Annotated in this window: 8 protein-coding genes; 1 reads left to right on the top strand and 7 read right to left on the bottom strand. The window is 54.7% G+C overall.

The window, feature by feature from the left end:
* Window position 1: 1 nt before the first annotated feature.
* Genes ACSPJT_RS14165 through ACSPJT_RS14150 form a run of 4 tightly spaced genes read right to left on the bottom strand, consistent with a single transcriptional unit; the run spans window position 2 to window position 9,109 of the window.
* The gene (locus ACSPJT_RS14165; protein ID WP_435893216.1) at window positions 2-2,491 is read right to left on the bottom strand and encodes a c-type cytochrome domain-containing protein; all 2,490 of its coding nucleotides are present in this window, start codon (window positions 2,489-2,491) and stop codon (window positions 2-4) included.
* 2 nt (window positions 2,492-2,493) lie between these two features.
* A complete protein-coding gene (locus ACSPJT_RS14160) occupies window positions 2,494-5,325 on the bottom strand; it encodes a PSD1 and planctomycete cytochrome C domain-containing protein (protein WP_435893215.1) in 2,832 nt (943 codons plus the stop codon).
* 14 nt (window positions 5,326-5,339) lie between these two features.
* Window positions 5,340-7,778 (bottom strand): PPC domain-containing protein, encoded by a 2,439-nt coding sequence (locus tag ACSPJT_RS14155; RefSeq protein WP_435893214.1) that lies wholly within the window; start codon window positions 7,776-7,778, stop codon window positions 5,340-5,342.
* Window positions 7,779-7,780: 2 nt separating this feature from the next.
* Entirely contained in the window at window positions 7,781-9,109 is a 1,329-nt protein-coding gene (locus ACSPJT_RS14150) for a DUF1501 domain-containing protein (protein WP_435893213.1), read from the bottom strand.
* A 214-nt stretch (window positions 9,110-9,323) separates the two neighbouring features.
* On the opposite strand from ACSPJT_RS14150, the gene ACSPJT_RS14145 reads away from it, so the two are divergent.
* Complete coding sequence (locus ACSPJT_RS14145) at window positions 9,324-11,861, top strand: protein kinase domain-containing protein (RefSeq protein WP_435893212.1); 2,538 nt, start codon at window positions 9,324-9,326, stop codon at window positions 11,859-11,861.
* Window positions 11,862-12,078: 217 nt separating this feature from the next.
* Here the strand turns inward: ACSPJT_RS14145 and ACSPJT_RS14140 are convergent, their stop codons facing one another.
* From ACSPJT_RS14140 to ACSPJT_RS14130, 3 genes are all read right to left on the bottom strand, one after another.
* Entirely contained in the window at window positions 12,079-19,032 is a 6,954-nt protein-coding gene (locus ACSPJT_RS14140) for a hypothetical protein (protein WP_435893211.1), read from the bottom strand.
* A gap of 53 nt (window positions 19,033-19,085) precedes the next feature.
* Complete coding sequence (locus tag ACSPJT_RS14135) at window positions 19,086-22,775, bottom strand: YfbK domain-containing protein (protein ID WP_435893210.1); 3,690 nt, start codon at window positions 22,773-22,775, stop codon at window positions 19,086-19,088.
* 72 nt (window positions 22,776-22,847) lie between these two features.
* Window positions 22,848-23,390, bottom strand: a complete 543-nt coding sequence (locus tag ACSPJT_RS14130) for an RNA polymerase sigma factor (RefSeq protein WP_435893209.1) — start codon at window positions 23,388-23,390, stop codon at window positions 22,848-22,850.
* Window positions 23,391-23,398: the final 8 nt, after the last annotated feature.

Below are 23,398 nucleotides of genomic sequence, written 5' to 3'. Positions count from 1 at the left end.
GTTACTTCGCGCCGGCCACACTCAGTTTCCCTAAGTATTCCTGCTGCTTCGCTTTGGCTTGGTTCGATTTCTCGATGACCGTAGGCGCAGCCTGATCAATCTCGCGACGGAGCTTATTGAGTTCGGCTGTTTTCTCCTTTAGCTTGGCTGGGTCTTTGAGTTCCTGAACTTCCTTGGCCAGTGCGGTGAAAGCGTCCATTCTGCTGTGATGTTGTTTGGCGAGGTCTTCCGCTTCTTTGCCGAGTCGCAGAGCATCCGTGTTGACGGCGGCGGCCTGCCAGTGGTGAAGCTCACGCTGGTTATTTGTTAGGCTGCGTTGTAGTGCTTCATATTCCGCTTTGGGTTTATTCATCGCTTCTTCGGCTTTTGCGAGTTTCTCCTTGGCGGGTTTGATTCCTTGCTCAAAGCCTTTGAGTTGCTTGTAAACATCGTTGATCGGCTGATTCAATCCGTTGCGCTGATCTTGCACGGGTTTGATTTTGGTGTGCATGGCTTGCCACTGCTCGCTGACCTGTTTCCAATGCTTCTCGGCCTCGGCGAGTTTGTTTCCCGGCCCCTTCTGCTGTTCGGTGAGCTGGACCAAGGCTGTTGACTTCTGTTGAGTTAGATTTTTCTGCTCGCCGAGTTTTTTGCGGTGATTTTCCAAGTCAGCTTTCGCTTTGGCGGCGGCCTGTTGCGCAGGGGCATCTTCCGGTTTGGCTTCAGCCAGCTTGCGGGCTTTTTCCTCGTGAGCCACCAGTGCCTTTTCCTCCGCTGTTAGTTTTTGTGTTTCGGTCTCTGCCTGCTGCATTTCACGGCGGACGGCAGCGATAGCAGTATTGTGTTTATTCAGCTCCTCGCGAGCCTGTTTGAGTTCGTTCTGCCGCTGCTCACGGACTTTGCCGAATTCCTTAATTTTAGCATAGGAAGCTTTGAGTTGAGCATCAAGTTTGCCACGTTCAGCCATGAGTTTTTTATGTTGTTCGATTGCTTGGCGGTGACCTTGCTCCGCCTTATCGAGCTCTGCTTTGGCAGCATTCCTTGCGGCTTCTTTTTCTGAGAAGGCTTTTTTGAGTTCGGCAACCTTCACCGGCAAAGAGACCAATTGACCTTGGATGTGTTTGATCCGGGCGGCGATGCTTGGTGGATTGGAAGCTATAGTTCCTATCTGTTTCGCCGTGGCGGGATCCCAGACGGTGATGACTCCAGAGAGATCAGCGGCAAAGACGCGTTTGCCATCCTGACTGATCACCACCTCCGTGACCATGGATGGAAACGGTGGCAGTTCCTTGGCGAGGTTAAAGTCAGGCTTCCATATTTTAACTTTCTTATCCCGCCCGCTGGTGACCATAAAACCTCCGCCGTTTTTGTTCCAATCAAGCGAGAGAACTCCACCGCCGTGTGCTGTGATTTTTTTCACCTGTTTACCGTTCTGCATATTCCAAATCAACACATCACCGTCCTCCGAGGCTGATGCTAACAGATTTGAATCAGACCTCCAGGCAAGGCCAGTAATGCCAGCCTTGTGACCGCGCAGTTCATAAAATTCGTTCCCCGTCTCGGCTTCCCAAACGTAGACTCCTCCTCCACGTCCCCCAGATGCCAACAACACACCATCCGGTGAGTAGCTGAGCTGGGTCACCCAGTCTGTGTGCTTCTTGATAGATATAAGTTCCTCATCGGTGGAGGTATTCCAGAGTTTGACACGTTTCCCAGGACCTCCGAGAGAGACTCCTCCGAGGTCAGCGCGCAAGGATGCGGCGAGTACACTATCAAAGTCCTTACCGGCGGTGAGAATCTGTTTTCCCGTTTCTATTTCCCAAGTAACTGTCGTTCCAGACTTACCGCCGACACCACCGCCAGCAAGTAGGTATTTTCCAGAAGCATGAAATGAGAGGCTGGCTGGCTGGCCGTAGTCGAATGGTAGAATACCCACAAGCTGCAGATTACTGGTATTGTACAACAACACTTGTCGTTGGCCGGTGACAGCCAACAAAGGAGCCCATGGACTAACAGCCATGTCTGTGACTGCGGTGGCACGCGGAGTTTCCACCACGGGCTCTAACAAGAGATGGCTTGGCATCGGCGGCGGGCCATCTGGTTTTCCAGCTGATGGTGCGGCACTGATGGAAAACGATGGCTTGCTCTTTTTCTTCGGTTTCCCAGTTTTATTTTCAAGCAAACCGGCATCAATCCAAGCTCTGATCAGATCGGCATCTTTCTTCGATAGCTTTTCACCTTTCGGTGGCATCTTTGGTTTCAGGGTGTGTGTGATGACTCCATAAATTTTGGAATCAGCCCCCTCACCCGGCTCCGCCACTTTACCACCTGACCCACCGCGCATCAGGGCGCTGTAGCTCGTTAGATCCAGGTCACCTTTTTGTTTGTCCGGGTTGTGACAATTGTTGCAGGATTTTTCAAAGATCGGGAAAATGTCGTCCTCATAGTTAGGTGCAGCAGTCGCAGTAACGACGGCCAAAGAAAAAGAAGCAATGAACTGAGTGTAACGCATTGTTAATGATTGAAGATGAATTCTTTTGAGTTCAACAGGGCCCAGAAGACATCTTCAAGAACTTCGCGTTTGGCTTGGAAGTCTTTGGCGTCCTCAAGGTAGGTCTTAAGGCCACCCATTTCGGTATCCGTGGGGGGCCTACTCAGGCATGTCAGGTAGAGGTGTTTGATGATTTCCTCAGGTGATTTTTTCTCTTTCAGCATGTTCACCACCACCTGGCCACCACGGATACGGTTGTGGGTGGTGTCTCCGTTGAGTAGGTGCAGAGCTTGCGATAGGCTGGGGTCCATCTTCACCTCACATGAGCACACTGTCTCGCGAGTGGCTCGGCCGAATGTTTTAAGGAAATAAGTGGAGGTATTACCATCGGCGATCTGAACTGCACGGGCACCTTTGGGCAGACCTTTGAACTTGTTAGGTGTGGTGGTTACTTGGGAGACCACATCAAGCAGCACCTCGGCTCGGAGGCGGCGGATGTTCGCGTGGGAAAAGTTCCGGGTGTCGGACTCGTTACTCTCATTGACATGGGTGGATCGTTGGTAGGTGCGGGAGGTGCAAATATCACGCACCAAGCGCTTCAGGTCGAAGTTATACTCCACAAAGTGCTTTGCCAGATCATCAAGCAGCTCTGGGTTCGAAGGAGGGTTGGAAATACGCATGTCATCCACAGGCTCGACAATTCCAATTCCAAAGAAGTGCGACCAGATAATGTTAGAAACATTCCGAGCAAACCAAGGGTTCTCTGGGGTGGTCAGCCAGTTCGCCACTAACTCCCGACGGGATTTGTCGTTTGTATCCGGGATTTCTCCACCGAGGAACTTCGGCACTGAGTTTTGCTTGGTCAGCGGGTGCTGCATCTGGCCGCTGCCATCATAGATGATCTGCTCACGTGGGTCTTCGGCTTTTTTGCGTTTCACCTGTGCGAAGAACGCGGCGAAGCTGTAGTAGTCATCCATCGTCCAGCGATCGAACGGATGGTTGTGGCACTGGGCGCACTGAATGCGGGTGCCCATGAACACCTGCGCCACATTTTCTGTTAGCTTCAAGGTCTCCAGCTCGACTTGGAAAAAGTTCGTGGCCGGAGTCGAGAAAGTTCCGCCTTTCGACATCAATAACTCACGGACAATTTCATTGAATGGCGTGTTCGATGCGATGCGTTCGCGCAGCCAGTTATGATATAGCAACGCAGCCTTGTAACTGACCTGATTCTGGAAGGTGCGGATTTGCAACAGCTCAGCCCATTTCATCACCCAGATTTCTGTGAATTCCTTGGTGTTGAGAAGTTTGTCGACGAGTGCGGCGCGTTTATCTTTATTCGTATCTGCAAGGAAAGCAGCACGGTCTTCGGGAGACGGTAGCCGTCCGATCAGATCGATGTATACGCGGCGCACGAAGACGGTGTCATCGCAGACTTCAGATGGAATCACGCGGAGTTTGTGGAGCTTCTCGTAGACGTGGCCATCGATATAGTTTGCCGCGGGCAGTTGGGGCTTCGTATAGCTGAGGTTCTCAGGAATGACGATGGTTTGCATCCCCTCAGTGAAGGTCTGGAAGCGGCCCATGAGAAATGATTCACCGCGCTTGGCCGAAGTCATCAGACCTGAGCGGGCATCGATTTCCACTGAGTTGTCATTACTGGTTGTGAAGGTTGTTAGCTTGGTGACATCGCGATCGCTACCGTCCGAGTAGATGGCACGGACGGTGAGGGGAAGCTTTTCTCCCACTCCTTTCAGCACCGCTTGGTTGGGTCTGACTTCGATCGATACAGGGTGGACAATTTCTCCACCGTCGTATTTGGCTCCGTCTTTAATCCACTGCAATATCACGCGGTAAGCATCACTGTCTTTCTCGAATAGTTTGCCGCCAGTATGAGGCACGGCCTCCGTCGCTTTTGTCAAAATCAGACTATCTTCCGGCAGAGCCAAATTCAGTCTGCGACCAGGCATTTCCTTGGTGATACGGAAATGGTCGCCCTCTGGATCGTAACCAAAAAGAGAGAGGTTAAATCCATCCTGACCACGGGCAGAACCATGACAGGATCCTGTATTACAGCCTGATGATGTGATCACCGGCATGACATCGCGACGAAAACTAACAGGTCTAGCTTTAGCTGCATCTATGACACTGACTTCGATGGTGGATTTTTTCCCGCGATAACTTATCTCGATTGAGGTTTTGCCATCGGCTTTGGGATAGAGTGTCGTTCCGTCGATTCGAATCAACTTAGGGTCGATCACTTTGATATCCACAGATGGAGTGACATCACGTGTGCTCGCGTCCTTATAGTGGCCGATGATGATCAAACGGTGAAAGTCTGTGCTCGTTTCCAAGGACACCTTCTTAGGAAAGACCTCGATCGATGATAAATTCGGATCCGGCTGATCAAGATTCGATTCCCTGCGGCTCCGCTGTTTCGGCTTAAGCACCAAACCCTCCGGCCATGGGGCACCAGCAACGAGCCAAGATTCTAACACATTTACCTGCTCAGCCGTCAAAGGAGGCCCTCCGCTCACTTTACCATCTTTCCCCTTTTCCTCAGTAGGAGGCATGATGTCATCGTGCCCCACTTCGTGCCGAACCAATTTCAGCAGCAGGCTTTCCTTCGGTTTTTTGAGGTCCACCGCGAGGTCTGTATCGCCACCTTCGATCAGACCGGCACGGGTATTGAGTCGGAACGCCCCCTTGTCTTTATCTTCTCCATGACAGGCGACACAGTTCTGCTCAAGAATCGGCTGAACCTGCGTGACGAAATCAGGAGCGTCAGCGGCAGCTACCGTTGACGATATTAGAAAACCAACAGCCGTAGTTTGACACAGTGCTCTGAGGTATTTCATATGGGATGGAGATATCATTTGTTGCGTTGTCGAAGTTCCTCGAGGCGGGACAGAGGTTTTTTAGCTACGGGCTTTTTATCTTGGCTGGCGACTTGTTTCTCAGGGGGCTTGGCTGCCTTGTTGGCAACCTTCGGAGCTGGTGGCGGAGGATTGATGCGGAGAGTTCCACCGTGGCCGGTGTTATGGGGAATTACGTGACCACCTCGCTTCGGCAGGACTTGGCAGAAAATGGTATTGTGATTCCCCTTGGGAGCATCGGCTGCCACTTCAAGGTCGAAGACGATTTCCTTGGTATTACTATTTATAGTGGTCGGTTTGGTTTTTACTCCATGCGGGAGTCCCTGCAATATCACTTGGGCCTCTCCTTCGAATGGCTGGCTGTGTTCTATTTTGCAGAGCAACGAAGTGTTTTTACCGGGTATGGTTGACGCCATTTCAAAGCTTGCGGACAAGAACGGCTCGGAGACCGTTAGATCGACAGGGGCGGAGGCGATCATCACTGGGCCCATTTTAGTGGTGGCCTCGGCAATCACGCAGATGCGATGTTTACCTATCAGCGCCTCGGCATTGGCATTGATGTCGTAGAATCCTTCGCTTTTATCTTTGGCAATCGTAATCGAGGTTGGAGATCCAACACCGGCGGGTTTCCATGGCAGGACTACGTTCACCGGTGCATCAAATCCCTCTTTACGATGGACCTTAACATGCAGTCGCGCTGTACCATTACGGACAATTGGAACCGGTGGTGATGCCAACTCGACACTGAATGGCGCCTCCTCGATGACGGCAACTGTGATCCGGTTGTCCGTGGTGCTGTGGAACGTTCCCACATTATTGATCTCGATGTGATCAATCACCTCTTTGAGATCACCTTTGACCGAACTCTCTGGTTTCGCATCACGAACAGAAAAATGATGCAAGCCGCCCGCGATCGGTGCGTCAGCAGTTGCTTCGAAGAAGGCTAGGAAATTGGTCGCGGCTTTAGGCGCCGGGCTATGGCTCATGGTGACACCTGCCGGCAAGGAATCGGCAGCTAACAAAACATCACAGGCGATGTTAGACCGAGCGATATTCACCACTGTGGCGTATCGGTTTCCACGTGGGATGCAGATCATTTTACGCAACTGACTGTCGTTTCGAGCTGCCACAGGCAAGGTAGCGGAGAGTGCGGCCTTGCGGTGATCTATTTCTACGCGATACACGTAGCCTGGGCCTCCATTGCCTAGCTGGTCGCGGACATTGAGGAGGTAGTCTCCGTCGGCTGGCGGTTTAAAATCAATGATGCTATCGAGTTGCCCTTGATCGTCATTGCGCGCGATCTGCTTGCCTTTGTCGTCACGGAGTATGAGCACACTGTCGAGCGGCGAGCGCAGTGATCTGGCCAGCACTTGAATGCGTAGATTCTGCCCCTTCTTTGCACTGAAACGAAACCAATCGACGTCGTCTTTTTTTCCAATAATTCCATGGAAAGCACATGGAGCAGCTAATGTCTCGCCAGCTTCCTTGCCTGCATTGTTAGGTTCTTTTTCGTTGGCAAATGGAAGTGCGCTCACCAGCACTGGATTTGGAGATGGGGCTGATTGTCCGTCTCTGGTTACATAAAGTGGATAATGATCACCTTCGGCACCACTGACGGTGGCCTTGACCTCGTAGTCCCCAGCTGGGTCCCCTATCATTTTAAAAACTGTTTCTTGGCCAGGTGCGGCGGCCGGTGGATAGACGGCTGCGGGTCGAGTAAAGCCGCCGATGTGAAGACGGTAGCGGCAGTTATCATTCCCTTCATAAGATGACTCCCGGACAAGCACGGTGTAGTCGCCATCCGCTGGAGCAACCACAGAGGCATAGGAGTCCTGTCTTAATAAAGGCGTGTCGTCCGATGTTGCCAGCTCGAAGCGTCGGCTGTCTAAAATCGCGACATAGGGATCAAAAAAGACACCGCCCAAGCGCATGCCTTCAACCTCGACGGAGATCCGCTGTCCTTTCTTGGCACTGACTCGGAAATAATCAACATCCTCCAGACCGGCTACTCCCTCCACCGTTGAATTCCACGGCACGATTTGTGGTTTTTCAAATTCATTGTTAGATTCTACCTCGGCAACCGATGGAAACTGCCCTACCAAGAATGTGCGCATGTAAGTCACACCTCCTTTGCAGCGCAAGCGCAGCGGATATTCCCCCAGCGCAGCATCTGCGGCAATGGTGAGCACCGCTTTGACATGCTTATCGTTCACCTTGGTGATGCTCTTCACCGTAATGCCGGGCTTGAGGAAAATAATTTCCTGAGGGTCATACATCCGGTCGCCACGAAGATTCACCTCCACATCTGTGCCCCGCTGCCCGCCACGCGGCAGCACGAGGTTTAGCACAGGGGTAAATGCCTGCACCGTAAGGGGAATCAATAACGCGGACAGAGCGATGAATGCTCCCAGCGTTCTGCGTTTTGCTCGAATCATAATCAGACTAAAATATCATTCAGCACCTCACCACCATCAACGATCTCCATGGGACGACCACCTGGTGCCATCAGTTCCTTGTCGGCGTTAATGCCTATTTGATTGTAGACGGTCTTGGCCAGATCCTGAACCCCCACTTTATCCTCCTCCGGCTCAGCGGCGAGGGCGTTGGATTTGCCGTAGATCAATCCACTCTTCACGCCGCCACCGGCTAGCATGACGGAAAAGACACGTGGCCAGTGATCGCGGCCATTGGTTTTGTTAATTTTCGGAGTGCGGCCGAACTCAGAGGTAAGCAGCACCAAGGTATTATCTAACATACCTCTCTGCTTCAGGTCTTGCAGTAAAGCAGCCACCGCTTTGTCAACGGACGGCAGATTCTTCTGGATGCCATTTTTAATATTATCGTGATGATCCCAGCCACCTGCAGTGAGGGAAATAAATCTAACACCGGCCTCGGCAAGTCGGCGGGCTAACAGCATCCGCTGGCCAGCCTGATTCTTACCATACATCTCTTTGATTTTATCCGACTCCTTAGAGAGATCGAATGCTTCTCGGGCCTTTTGGGAGGAAATCAATTTATACGCGTGCTGATAGAACGAATCCATCGAGTCGAGCGCATCCGACTTTTCCAACGATCTGAAATGGCCGTCAACAGTCTCCAGCATCGACTTCCGGCGGTGGAAACGTTTGTCATCGACTCCATTCGGAAGATTCAAGTCACGAACTTTGAAATTCCCCTGCGCAGGATCAGCCCCCAGACCAAAGGGACCGAAAGCTGAGCTTAAATAGCCCGAGTTGGCATAGATGTTAGGCACATTCGGAACGCAAACATACGGAGGCAGGTTGTTTTTCGGTCCAAGTTCATGCGACACCACCGAACCCATCGAAGGAAACTGGAGTGCCGGGCTGGGCCGATAACCAGTGAACATATTGTGAGTCCCGCGCTCATGGGCAGCCTCACCATGAGACATGGATCTGATCACAGTCATCATATCCGCCACTTTGGCGAGTTCCTTCATGTGCTCGCCAAATCGCTCACCTTTCAACTTCGTAGGGATTGAGCCAAACGGACCGCGGTATTCACTGGGGGCATAAGGTTTGGGATCAAACGACTCCTGCTGGGCCAAGCCACCGGGGAGAAAGATCTGAATCACCGACTTCGCGACGCCCTCCTTCGAGGTATAAGTTTTCTGAGCCCCCTGCGCCTCCATTTTCAAAAACTGGGGTAATGTCAGCCCCAAGCCTGCGAGCAGACCGACGTGGAGAAATTCACGCCTTGAGTTATCGGATGCAAAAGGGTTTCCGGGGCATGGGTGATTCTGTTTCATGGTATTATGTCAATTTGTGCAAAAACGACTCTTAGCACTACTCTACGCTCTCCAATCGATGACGCTATCATCATTTTAAGGAAAAACTCATGTTTCCTGACTGGCCAAGTTCGACACCCAAGAGAGGTTCACCCATTGCATCCGTTTATTTAGACACTCGAACCAAGGAAAGTTAGGCTGGCCAACACCCAGGATAGCAGGCAAAAATATGATCATGGCGCAGCCGCAAATTGATGGTTACGAAATCCTTGGCCTAGTAGGCGAGGGAGCATGCGGTAGTATCTACATCGCTCGCGAAGCGAATGACGCCAATCCTGGCACTTGGTATGCAGTGCGTGTCTTCAACGCTCTCGCGGTAAACCGCCCGTTGATCGAGAACATCACTGGTCGACTCACAAACGGCAGCTACCCGGATGGCGTGGTTCCCATTGAATGGAAACAATCGCAGCAAGGCAGCAACTGCATGATCATGCCGATGCTCGCCGATGTCGACGAGGAGCAGGGCACCATCGCCCCGCGTTCACTGCAGGAAACCATTGCCGATTACCCCAAGGAAAACGCATGGGACACGATCGAAAAAATCGCCAACGCACTGGCCAGCATGCATGGCCGCCGCATCCCTCACGGAAACCTGAAGCCCGGCAACGTCTTCTTTGAAACTAACGGCGACGTTCTGCTCACTGATTTTGCCATGGGTCACATGCCCGGTGTAGGTATGCTGCCATTCACTGATGCCTTACTCTACGCCCCACCAGAGCAGCTGCGTGACCCGGAGGGATACCTTTCCGGCAAGGGCTACGGATGGGACACCTACGCTTTCGCCGTGCTCGCGTTCCGCATGCTCACCGGGAAATTTCCCCGCTGTGAGGCGACATTCAAAAAAGTCGCACCCGGACCGGGAGAACACCACGTCACCGGTATCCAGGCGGACGTCATCAAACTCGCGGAACGTCTGGAACACCGCGAACTTGAAAACTGGCCGGAAGAAGCTCACGACGACCGCGAACGTAAGAGGCGCGAAGTCATCCAGCTCTGTCTCTCGCTCAATCCCGAAGATCGACTCACCGACCTCAATGAAGTCCTGCAAGCATGGCGGGACATTGATGAAGAAGCCCGAGTAGCCGGAGAAAAAGCCAACCTTCGCAAGAAAGTTAATGTCAGTCGGTTTGGCATGGTCAGCGCCATGCTCTTGGCCGGTGCAGGGGCCACTGGCTGCGTCATCCTTTCGGGCATGCTCAACTTTGAAAAATCCTCGCGGAAAAATGATGTCGCAGCCCTCGACCAACGGATCGAGGAGCTGATCCAAGAACGCGATCAAGCCGCCAAGTCCGAGGCCGAGGCCATTGCCCACGGCAAGGATGCCGCCAACCGGGAAAACAAACTACGCGATCAATTGTTAGCCCTCGGTGTCACCAACGATCGTCTGCTGGCTTGGATGCTGCGGGATAAAAACACCGACCTGCCCGAATTGCGGAAAACAGGTCCTGATAAAACCGCAGCCGAGGCCATGGAGCGGGAATTACGCCACTTCCTCAAGCTCACCGAGGGAGAGGATCAGTTTCAACCGATCCGCGCTCGCATCATCTTACAGCTCTCCGAACTTGAAATTCATCAACAAAAACCCTCGGAAGCCGACACCCTGTTAGACAAAGCCATTCCTGCACTTCAAAAATCTGGCGTCGAGGAACCGGACCAATCATACCGCATCGCGCGCGCTCGTCTGATTTGCCTGATCCAAGCCCTTGATCAGAACAACAAACCACTTGCCTCCGCGTTATTACCAAAAGCTCGTACCGCGATCAAAAACCTCAAATCAGCCGATCCTACCGAGACCCAACGGATCAATGCCACGATGGAAATCATCGATGGCCGCCTTGTCGAAGCGACCGATCCAGCCAAAGCTCTTGAGCATTTTCTCAGTGCCATCAAAAACCTCGAAGGCATCCACAAGACTCTTCCGGACAACATCGAAATCCGATCTGATCTTGCGAGAAACATCCTTCACTCCTCCGCCCTGGCAGAAAGCCTGGACCGCGTAGACGATGCTGTGCGACTCCGTGGAGAAGCAGCCAACCATCTGCGTTGGCTGTTAGATAAAAACCCACAGTTCGAATTTGCTAAAGTCAAACTCGCCGAGATCGAAATCATGGCGGCAGAAGCCGATATGCTCGCGGGATTAGACAGTGCCGGGGAACGCAAGCTCGCCAAAGCAGAAGAACTGCTAGAAGGACTCGACCCAACCGATACCTCTCCGACTGGATGCTCGATGCAAATCGCGGTGACCAAAGGTTTACGAGCCGTGCTACTGCGCGATCGTGGTCAAACCGGTGCCGCCGCCAAGAATCTCGACGTCGCCATTGCCATTACCGACAAAATCGTAGCGGCTAACCCTAAGGCCAGTGAACCCCTCTACCGACTCGCTGGATTTCAATGGCAACGTTCCAGCCTAGCCGGTGACGCGGGAGATTCAGACACCGAGCTCAAATTAGGCACTCAAGCAGCCGAAATGATGCAGCAACTCCTCGAAGACGGCGCGGGCAAACGCGATAACGAACTGCGCCGCTCTCTCGCCTACCTCTACGGCAACCTCGGCCACACAGCCTCCGCCAGAGGCAAAAAGAAAGACGCCGTTTCATTCTACAATAACGCCTCCAAGATGTGGCAGAGCCTGATCGATAAAAACGGAGCACGAAACGAGTTCACCGAAGGCCTCAAGTGGAGCAAGGAGCGCGCCAGAGAAGTGGCGAGGTAGCTATCCTCGTGATCAAACGCCGCGACGAGCTAACAGGCCAAAAGACTCCAGCCGGATGTAACGCCTTGGGCTGGCTCTAAAGGTAGGACAAGTTTGCAACTTGTCGGCAACCCAAGCACGCATCCCAAGGAAGCCAGAGCCATTAATCACGGAGACATTCATGTCGCATCCCAGCACGATGGGTTCACATATCCTGCCGACAAGTTGCAAACTTGTCCTACTTTCGCTTCATCACGGCAGCACCAGTGAGGCCGACTCCTAACAGAAGTAGAAGACTCCAGCCGAACTTCACGCCTTGGGTGGGTTCGATATCGAGTTCCAGCCCTAGCTCCTTGCCGCCATTCACCTGGATTCCTCGGGTGAAACGGAGCACCTCACCCCGGCCTCTGACGATCGTGCTGATGGTTTGTGGTGCTGCCTCGGTGGCGATCTGCTGGCTGATCAGGCGGTTGGCGATGTTCTTGAGGCTTTTCTTTTCCTCCAGACTGTTGCCACGCAAGAAGTCATCGACTTTTCTAACATCGAATTCCTGCTGACCTTTGAAAAGCGGATTATTGAAGGCGGAGTCTTCCAGATCACGGTTGGCCACGGCGGCATTTCCGGCGGCTTTGTTATCAAGGTAAATCCGCTGGCGGCGGGTGTTCAGACCCCAGAGCGCCTGTTGCGTCTGAAGCTGGCGAAGCTGCACACGGGCGTCTTCGTTCGAGGCCTGGTCGACGGAGAGGTTTTTGGTCACCTTGCTCAACTCCTTGGCGGCTTCTTTGCGTTTTCCTTGGCGCAGGTAGTCGTTGGCTTTTTGCAACGACTGCTGACCTTTCTGCGCTTCCTCGCTACGACTGCTGCGAATAGCAGCGAGGTAGTCGCTGATGGAATAATCCTTCTCACCCTGGCTGCCGCGCAGTTCGAAACCACCGGTCTGACCGTCGAGTTTATACCCCTCCGGCACCAGCACATCCCAAGTCAGTGACTCGATCGGCACGTTGAAACCTGGAGCTGTTAGTTTGATGTCGCCGTCGCTTGAAGGAGTGGCGTAGACGAGGGAAACCTGCGTTGGCTCTGAGGCGACCGGACCGGGGGAAACGTGGAACAGGTGATCGTCGCCCTCTCTAACAATATTCACCGACTCCTCATTGACCAGCACGTTGTAGAGTGAGGCACCGGTCGGCAAGGTGATGCGCAGGGTGCTTTTTTCCTGCACCATGGTCTGCAAACTCACCGAAGTGAGGGTGTCGCCGTGGGGAGAGAAGATGGTCATCATTTTTCCACCAGTGACCCGCAGTTTCAGAGTCTCCGCCATCTCGTGCCGCTTGAGCGCCACGCTGAGTGATCCCTCCGGCTCGTTGAGGCGGTAGCAGAGGTCCGGCACGCTGGTATCGGCTGGGTTGAGCAGGGCCTTGGGCACGGCGGTCCAATCACTGCGGCGCCAGCCACGTGCGGGGTCAGCGGCTTGCATGTCGAGCCTGCCGGTGGTGCGCACGGCCATGTAGTAGGTCAGGCGCTTGGCCTTGGGGAAAATGGCGGGGCTAATTTTCTCCGAGCCTCCTTTGCCGCGATCAGCACCACGCTGGTATTCGATCTGCACCGGCACGGAACCGAGAATGCCACGGCGGAACCGCAGCTCCCATATGTCGCCTTCGACTTTGACAATTTCCTTCACCGCGGAACCGCTGGCGCGAACGGTGCGGGCTTCTTCCTCACTGAGGCCGGGCAGTTCGACTTGGATGCTTTTCACAGCTGCGTGCTCGATCTGATAGATGGCTGCGAGGCGGGTGCGGGTCTGACCTTCGCGCAAGGTCACTTCGTGAAACACACTGGCGGTGATCCACGGATCGAGCTTTTCGATGCCGAGGGTGAGTTTCCAGTCCGACTGCAAAAGGTGGAATGCGAGACCTCCGGACGATTTCACTCTGGCATCAATCTGCTGGCCGGATTGTGCATTCATGCGCGAGACATTTTTCCGGTCGATGGCGCGGATGCGGATGCCTTTTTCAGGCACCACTAACAGCTGACCGCTCTGGCGCACCGCTTCATTAAGCAACAGCCGTGGCACCGACCAAGCACCGGCCCCAGCCGCGGGAGGTCCGGTGAGTGACAGCGCGAACTGCTGTTCTCCCAGTGTCTTGCCATTGAGGTGCATGGTCACTGTACGAACGCCGGCATTTTCAGACTCCGTCCAGTGACTGAGTGCGGCACCGCTGAGCGACTCCACCTCCATGTCCTTGGGTAAAACAAAGCTGAGTTTGAAGATACCCGCACGGGTGATATTGGCACTGAGTGCGGCGGAAAGCAGAATGCGCTCGCTGCCGAGGGTCAGTTCTTGGTTGGAAACCACGCGTACCTCCGGCTTCACGGGCGCGACTTGCAAGGTCAGACTGCCGGCACCTGATGCGGAGCGATACACTTTGTGCAGAATACCGCGTGCTTGGCCTTTACTGTTAGGGACAATCGGGATGAGTTTGCGGTCGAAGTCATCGACATTCACCACCGACAAATTCTCGACTGAGATTTTCCCCGGCTGGGCTTCGTTGCCAAAGGCGAGACCGGTCATGTTTGTCTCACCGGCGTCTCCGGCGACAGTCATCGAGTTCAACTTCACCTCCGCTGGCAGGGCATCGAGTCCGCGCTGGGTTTGGATTTTGATGCTGAATGGGCGCGACTGGGCTGGTTCGAGATCGACCGATAGCTGGCGGCTGGCAGGATCAAAGCGCCAATTGCCCACAGCAGCTCCGGTGACTTCACCGACGGCAAAATCCGCCGGCACAGTGAGCACAAGCTGGTCCACCTTACCACTGGCCGGGCGGATGGTGACCTGGTGCACGCCATCGACCACACCCGGTGACGGCAGGTAGAGGTTGGCTATTTCTGCGTAAAACTTGGTCTCTTCCGAATCAATGTTACGACCACGAGGACGAAGACCGATCATCAGGTTTGGCAATGGGGCGAGGATCATTTCCACGTGGTTCGGCTGATCCACAGCGGCATCGCGACGCTGGGTTTGCACGGCGGCTGGCGAGTAAAGTTCAAGCCCAGGCTCGGCGACATCGGCGGTGATTTTCTGCACCGATGCAAGGCCGGTGGGTAGGATGAAATTGGCGTGGTTCGCGGGCATGGCCATCTCATAAGTCGCGGTCGCGGTGAGCGGGCCTGAGCCATCGACGGCTAACATCCAGACGGTTTCCTTGCCTTGTTTGATCTTACTCACGCGCAGACCTTCGCCATTGAATGATGTCAGCACAGCAGGTTCGCGCAGCAGCAGGTGGCTGGAGCCGGTGGTGCCCTGGATTTTAATTTCCATGGTGGCGTAGAGCCGGTCTTTTTTGATCTGCCACGTCTGGGTGACGGAATCGATGGCGCGGGCGTCATCGGCTGCGGCCCGAGTGTTAGGCACGGCGACAAAGAGCAGAGATCCGATGGTTGCGCCGATGACGATGAGCTTGCTCAGGCCTTCGGCGGCTCCCAATGAAATCGCTTCCTCGGCCTCTTCACGCTCGGCTTTGAGACGTTTGCTACGTTCATCATTCCACTGGTTCCAGTGCTTGATAGATTTAATAATGGCAAAGAACAGGAGGATCAAGGCGATGGCAGCCAGAATATAGAAGAACACGATTCCCCCGCCCCGTTGGGCAAGGATGCCTCCTGCGATGGCGGCCACGGCGATTCCACGGAGCCAGAAGGCGCTCCATTTTTTAACAATGAGACCACCTAACAAAATGGTAGCACCCACGGCGGCGACAAAGACACCGAGCCATGAAACCATCGCCTGCCATGGCGACAGGTTCTTCAAGGTGATGTTCACCGGCGACTCCGCACTGACCACTTGGGCCGTAATTTCGAGGAACTGATGGTTCACCCGGCGCTCGCTTTGGATCTCCTTAGCGAGGGTGGCGGAGAGTAAAATAAATAATAGCAAACCGAGCACCGCGAGCGCCCTACTCCAGCCTGCCTGATCCTTCCGGCGCAGGCAATAGACACCCGCCAAGAACAAGGCCGCCAAACCTAACAGGAAGAAACCACGACCTTGCAGGCTTTCAAATCCGGTTTGGGTGAGAGGATGGGTTCTGACCCCACTTTTGCTATCCGTGGGCACAAGCAGTCGGCCTTTTTCCGCGCTCACTTTCCAGCCAGCGATGATCATCGGGGCGGTCAGGGTGGGTGCGCCGAGTTGCACCTCACTGCCTTTTCCGGCGGCTCCGCCGTAACGGATGACTACTTTCACCGGCTTGTTAGGATCGTCTCCAGCGGGGATGGGTAGCAGGTATTGATCGCCATCTGCGCGCGCAGTGAGCGAGGTTCCGTTAGCGCGGGCATCCCAGAGCTTGGTTCCGGCTGGCAGTGTCATGCGCAGGGCTTGTCTACCTCGCGTGCGCACGTAAAAGGTGGCCTCGGTCATCACCTGACCATCGCGTGAGACGCGGCTGCTGAGCTCGGCAAAATCGACGACCTGACCGAGGGTTTTGCCCGGCTCATACCAGGCGATGTCGATTTCCAGTTCAAACGGACGGGCGGCATACTGCCAGGCGGCAATGGCCGGTGCCGTGGTGAGCATGCGGAACTCGGCAGGCAGTTCCTGGGCACTGACGGCTAACAGACCGGGAGTTGTTTTGACGATGTCATGTTTTAAAAGCACGGGGCTGACGACTTCGATGAATCCGCTCTCGCTCTGCACGTTCAGAGGATGGATCTCAGCCAGTGCCAGCTTGCCACCACGGGCGCTCATGGCATTTTCAAAAGTAACTAACAGCGTGGCCGCACCACTGACAGGCTGCTCCAGCTGAACGACAACTTTTCCGCCTTCTTCACGCCGCCACTGGCGCACGTTTTGGCCTTCGATGGAAATATTGCCATAGCTCTCGGGGATCGCCAGCTCCCACTCGTTCACAGGCGCCCCTACGACAAAGTAATTCAATAACACCGAACCGTAAGCCATGCCTTCCTTCAGAGAATAGAGATGGAACACATCCGCCTGCACACTCTGCTCACGAGCCTCGATCTTCATCGCTGCCGACCAACCTTGCTCACGCAAGCGGTAGGTCTGCTGGATGTCGGGATTCTTGATGGGGAAGTAGGAAAGTGGTGTTTCTGTTAGTTTCTCAACCTTCTCTGGAACCACACGCCAGCCGGCATTGGCTGAGACGCCGATGTGGCCGCGCACGGACTTGGCACCGGGGAAATCCAGCACCGGCAGCTGCCAGACGCCGTCTTTGGCAGGGGCGTTTTTTTCCAGTCGGATCGAGATCAGCTGTCGGCCTGCGACGGCCTTTTTGAACAGGATTTTGACATCGCGTTTTCCATTTTCGGCAGTGGTGCCTACCACGTAGTCGGCCACTTCCGCACCGGTGAGTGAGGCGACGGCGTAGCCATCGGGGATATTCAGCTCCCACTCGCGCAGTGGAGCCTCGCGGATGTCGAGTTCGATGCCAGCCTTGATTATTCGGTCGCTTTCGGTCTGCTGATAGACGACGACTTCGTTGAGTGAAACTTCGGGCAAAATCTGATCAGCTCGCACCGCCCAGCTGTATGTTGCGGAGGGGTAGCGGAAGACAAAGACTTGGCGGGACTTGATCGGCAGGCCGGGGAATTGATCGGGGGAAAGCTGCATCATGCCCTGCACATCGGCGGTTTCGAGTCGGACCGAACCGGCATTGCTCAAGCGCACGTGACCGGAATGGCGTAGAACTCCCACGGGTGTTAGACGCAGCGGTGTGGCCGTAACCGGAAACTTCCCAAGCGCCTGCTGACTGCGGATTTTTAACTCACCTGCATTGTCCAGCGGCAGGCTGAGCTGCACCTTGAGAAGGCGCGCCCCACCCTGACCGGCAGCCACCGACCAAGCAGCGACGTTGGTGCCTTCGACGTCGAGGATTTCCCCCGGCCCGTCCATCTGCAGGGTGAGTTCGTTGATTTTTCCTTGGAGAACTTTGACGTCGATCTGGCTGGACTGGCGCATCAGGCCGGCACCTACGGTGACATCTGTTAGTCCTTTGCTGGTAAATGCCAGTTTCCCTTCACCGGCTTTACGGTTCTTTTTCCAAGCGACATAGCAATGCCCCGTAGCGGGCAAAAAACCACGCCAGCCACCTTCGAAAGGTTGCGGGCTGAGTTGGGTAGCGGAGTAGAATTCGACATTGGCGGGCAGACCGGAAAGCACGACTGGCACGACGGCTCCTTGTGGCGCGATGAAATCGATAGTTTTCCAGCCAGCGCTATCTTCATCAATGCGGGCGACAATTTCCAGACTCACTGGGAAATCGCCAGGGCGGTCGAAGCCAAGCTGGTAGACGCTGCCGGTTTTGGGGTCGTTGGCAATCTTGAGCTTGTAGGCCGCGTCGTCCTGGATGCTGCTGACGGCGGCTCGTTTACTTAAGAAGTCGATGGTGCCTCCGTCGGTACTAGTGACGTGGGCGGTGGCGGTGAGAGTGAAATTGGCGCTGCCGAGTTGCTCATCGATGTCACCTGTGATCCTAACACCCCGGAGTTCGACTGCGGCTGGCGATGCGCCAGTAGGGAGTAACTCAAGCGTGAGTGAGTTGTTACCGGAGCTTTGGAAAACCCACTCGCGCTCCAGTGGGACCATGCCGGTGACCTTGGAGACTTTGGCATCCAAACCTTCCTTAACGACATTCATCTGGAGGGAAAATCCGGCTGCGTTTCCAGGTGTCATGGTGAGTAGCTGGATGCGGGCAGGCAGGGAATTGATGCGTTCGCGGCTCTTGATCGTTAGTTTAAAAACTTCGGGAGCCGGCTGACCTTTGGCGAGAGTCGGCGTGAGATCGAGATAACGGTTTTTGCCATCGGCAGAGGTGCGCACTGACCAATCGGCGAGACCAGCACCGGACACTGAAATAATTTCGCCCGACCCAACCAAGCCAAGCGTTAGAATCTCAGGACGACCTTGCAGCACCTTGATGCTAAGCGCGGAAGTCTGGGTGATTTCGGTGCTGGTGAGCTTCGTGGTGGATACCACAGAGGCATTGAAGAAGAGCTTGGGCTTGGGGAGCACTCCTTTGGCGGTAAGCGTCACGGCACCAGTTCCGTTTTCATCCACGGAGGCTTGCACGCCTGTGGCGGGTGCTTGGTCTTGTGCAATGGCCGCCCCACCTAACAACAATAGAACAGCAAAGCAGGGCAGCCAGTTTTGTATACACACACACAAAGGGGAGATTGGTTTCATGGTTCTTGTTATCATGGTCATGGAATGAATTGGGTAAATGGAATGTAAAATGATCACTTCACCTTCTCGCACATGCGAATGAGGTCTTGGACTCGGCTGTCTGATCGGTAGTGGGCGCGGAGTTTGCCGAGGGTCTCTGCGATCATTTGGAAACGCACGGAGCCTGCGTCAGTGGCGTGAAGTTTTTCACCTAACATGGCGGCGGTGCCGGCCAGCTGCATCGAGGGGGCGGCTTGATCGAAGGCTTTGGCCTGGGGCTCGTAGGGGAGCGGCCAACTGCGCTCGACCATGCGGCCGGTGTTGGTATCGAGGAAACGAACAAAGACCTCACCGAGTTCGCCTTCGCCGTCGGGGTTGACTTGGATCTGATAGACGGCATTGCCAGCCTCTTCGGCGGCCATTTCGGCGGCGTCCACCTTGTCATTGCGGAAATCCTCTTTGTTGAGTCGGTGTTTTTCAAAGCCTAACAAACGATAACGTGACACCCGCTTCGGGTTGAACTTCACCTGCACTTTGACGTTTTTCGCCGCTGGCGTGAGGGCTCCGGCGAGTTGTTTGGCGAAGGCGCTGTCGGCGTCCTCGGCACGGTTCAGGAAGTAGTAACGGCCATCACCTTTGCGAGTCAGAGCCTCCAAAATCTCATCATTCAGCCCCTCGGCACCGACGCCGCAGGCATCGAAGGCAATTCCGAGCTGGCGCATGGTTTCGATCTCACGAGAGAGTTCTGTCGGCACGGTGTTGCCGAGGTTGGCCACGCCATCGGTGATCAGGACAACACGGTCCTGGGCACCTTCACTGCGCTGGCGCAAGGCGAGGGTGCGGGCGAGGCGCAGGGCTTCTTCGAGATTGGTGCCCCCTTCGCTAGGAGTTGAAGCCACGAGATTAACCAGCTGGGCGGATTTATCGCCAGTAATGCGGTCGGCGAGCAGGCGGGGTTTGCTGGCAAAACTGACCAAGGTGATCACGTCTTGCGGCCCTAGCTGCTGAGCGAGCACCTGCATGGCTGCATGCACCGAGGCTTCGCGGTCTTCGCGTTCCATGGATCCCGAATTATCTAACAAAACCGTGAGACGCAGTGGAGTCGAGCGACCAAGCGATGCTGTCTTCATGCCGATACGGAGCAAGTTACGCTGCTGGAGAAACGGATGGGCTGACTGCTCGACGGCGCAAGCCACTGGCTCGCCTCGAGGCGGTGAGGGATCGCCGTAATTAAAGGCATTAACGAATTCCTCAGTGCGCACCTTGGCGGCCTCCGGCCACTGGCCATTTTCTAACAATGCAGCTTTAGCGAGCTTGAACGAGACATCTGAGACGTTCAGCGAGAAAGTGGAAAACGGTGCGGCGGTGGTGACTGTTTCATCCGGCAGGGCCTTTGGACGAACGGGGGACGGGATTTCAGTGCGCAATACACGGTTGCCCGCTTTTTGTTTTTCGATGTCCAGACGGACCTCTAGCTGGCCTTTCTCAGCCTGGGCAGCTTGATACTCTTTTCTGAGTTTATTGAATTCTTGGAAATCGCGTGCTTTGTCCGTGCCTCTGTCCGCCTGTTCGTTCAGCACCTCGCGCATTTTATCCACTCGGCCTTCGAGGGTCTTCAGTCGATGTTTGAGCGATTCCCTCACGTTGACGGCACGTTTTCTTAAAGATGTCTCGAGCTCAGCCACTGCTTTCTCACGGGCTACAATATCAGGGTGCCCCTCGGCGAGGCCCTGAGCTTTCTTTACCTGCAGCTCGCGTTTGGCTTGAACGAACTGGTTATAGTTCTCCTGAAAACCTACGTCAGGAAGGTCCGCGGCCACACTGACGAGATCATCGTCATTCAAGGTGAGTAACTTGTTGATGTGCGCTGTAAGTATCTCTTTTTCTTTATTAGCATCTACTAGACCATGTTCAGCGAGATCGCGCAGCCCTAACTGACCACCAGCACCATCTCCACCCTTCTCGGTTTCCAGCCAGATCACACCGACACGTTCGGCGACGTCCATGAGCTTTTTACGTTTTTCGGCGACCGCGTCTGAGCTTTGCTGCAACTGTCGATGCAGCTTGGCTACCTCTCCGGTAAAACCGCCGCCCGGAGTGGCCGTCGGGCTGTTAGTCGGTGAGGGTTTGGCCTTCGGTTTACCATCAGGCTCCGGAGGAACAGCCGTTTCCCAAGCCTTGTCCACTTCTGCCAGAAGTTTGGCACGGGTGTGATCGTAGGCGGAGCGATAATAGTCCGACTTGGTAGCCGCGATTTTTTCCAACCACCGACGGGCAGCTTTATTATAAGGATCGATCTCGAGCGTCCTCTTCATTTCGGCCTCGGCCTCATCGTACTTTCCGAGATTGTAGAAACCCTCTGCCCGATAAAGTTTTCTTCTAACATCTTCCACTTGCTGTGTGTGCTCATAGGTCAATGCGGGACTTGTGCGAATGGGGGCTTCCAAGTATTCCAACTGCTTCATCGCCTCCGTATTGGCTGGGTCTCTCTTCAGCGTGTCTGTCAAAATCCCCCGTGCTTCTTGGTATTTTCCGATGCGTCGGTATTTTCTAGCTAGTGCGATATTGGCGTCGCTGAGATGGTCAGCATAAGCCGCTTTCCTATCAGCTGATGCGGGGCCCAGAGGAAGCAGTTCTTCGGCCAGACGGTAACTTCTTGCTGCTTCCTCGTAATCCCCTTTGGCATAGGCATCGCGGCCTTTGACCAGCGCTTTGTCTGCCTCGGTGACCTGACTGGACCTGCGGGCGAATTCCCTCTCTGCAATTGCGCGAGGAATAGCTGGTGTGGTTGTATCGTCGGAAGAAAATGGATCGTCTGCAGGCACTAACTTCCCCTCAGTCACAGGGTATTCCGCTCTTTCAGGACTCCATGCTACGTCATCGAGAATAACACCACCGTCTACGACCTTGCCTTTCCTCCCTGGAACAACCGCTGTGCCAGTAACTCTGGAGTGAAATTCACTGCCCGACTTCTTAGCCTCGGCCTTACTGCCGTGGACCGATTCGATTTGCTTTTGCAGATCTTTATTGAGTTGGGTTAGACGCGAGTCGTCTGTTCTTCCGCCTCCACCGAGTCTACCGCCCCAGCCATCGCCGAAGTCCTCGCCGTTTCCATACCCTTGGGACGGCATCGGTATCGTCTCGTCTGGCACAGGGATGTTAACCGGGCTGTTAGTGTTAGAGCCGGTCACCTTGGCCATGGAAGAACTTGGCACACTTGGTTTGCGAAGCTCGGCACGTCTTGACTGATTTTTGCTTTTGAAAATTTCGCTGTCATCTGTTGGAGGCACGCTTGGTTCAGCGCTCTCTTCAGCCTGCTTTTCACTGGCCATATAAGAGACAAAATCGATATCCCTATCGACGCTCAAGCTTGATGAACGTTTGAGGACCGGGGTCATCAAGGAGAAGATCACCACGCACACTAGCAGGCATGCGACAATGGAGACGGCGGCCCTCCATTGGGTGCGACTGTGGTTGGAAACTTCCTTCCGCGTGGCTGACTGACTTTTTTGAGCGAAAGCACTGCGCAGGTTGGCGCGTCGGTCGGCGGACAGCTGCCATTCCTCATTCGGCTCCGGCTTCACTGCCTCTCCTAACAAGTCATTCATCGCCTGCATGCGGCGGCGGAAAACAGCGAGCTCAGGTTTTTCTTTGATCAGGCGCTCGAGTTCATCAATTTCAAACTCGCTGGCCTCGCCAAGAACCAGCGCGGTGACCCGGGCCTCGAGCTCGGGTTCGATGTAGGTGTGGAGTTCTTCGCTCATGGTGGTGGGTTGGTGACTTGGGATTGGGAAATTGGAAATAGGGAGCTTGGCAAGCTGGGGCTTGCGGATTTGTTAGCCTCGGCTGGAGGTGATGCCTGACTTTTGCAGGGCTTGGGAAAGTTGTTTGAGCAGGTGGTGGAGTTTGTAGCCGACGTTGCCGGTGCCCAGTTTGAGTTGGTCGCCTATTTTTCCGTAGCTTAGTTCATCGTGGTATTTTAACTGGATCAGGGCTCGGTCGGCGGGTGGCAGTTCTTCGATGAGGATGCGGAGGGTGCCGATGGCCTCCATGCGGCCGAGTTCCTCGTCGGGGTGGTCAGCGGCAGACGGCTCGTGATCTGATTCTTCGCTGAGGGATTCGCGTTGGTGTTTTCGGAGGTAATTGAGGCAAAGATTGCGGATGGCGCGGTAGAGCCAGGCGCGTGGGGTCTCGATGTCTTTCCAGTGTTTGTGCAGTTTGAGAAAGGCGTCTTGGACGATTTCCTCGGCCACCTCGCGTCGGGCCACCATGCCGTAGGCGTAGCGCAGCAAGGGTGTCTCTTCGGCAGCGAAGAGTGCCTCGATGGTGCATTTCTCAGGTGTTTTTGCGTCCATCTGGAGTATCTGGCGTGGTTGCATCACCTTAT

It is taken from the genome of Oceaniferula spumae, assembly GCF_042849255.1.
Classification (GTDB): Bacteria; Verrucomicrobiota; Verrucomicrobiia; order Verrucomicrobiales; family Akkermansiaceae; genus Oceaniferula; species Oceaniferula spumae.
This window is presented reverse-complemented; position numbering and strand designations above follow the sequence as displayed.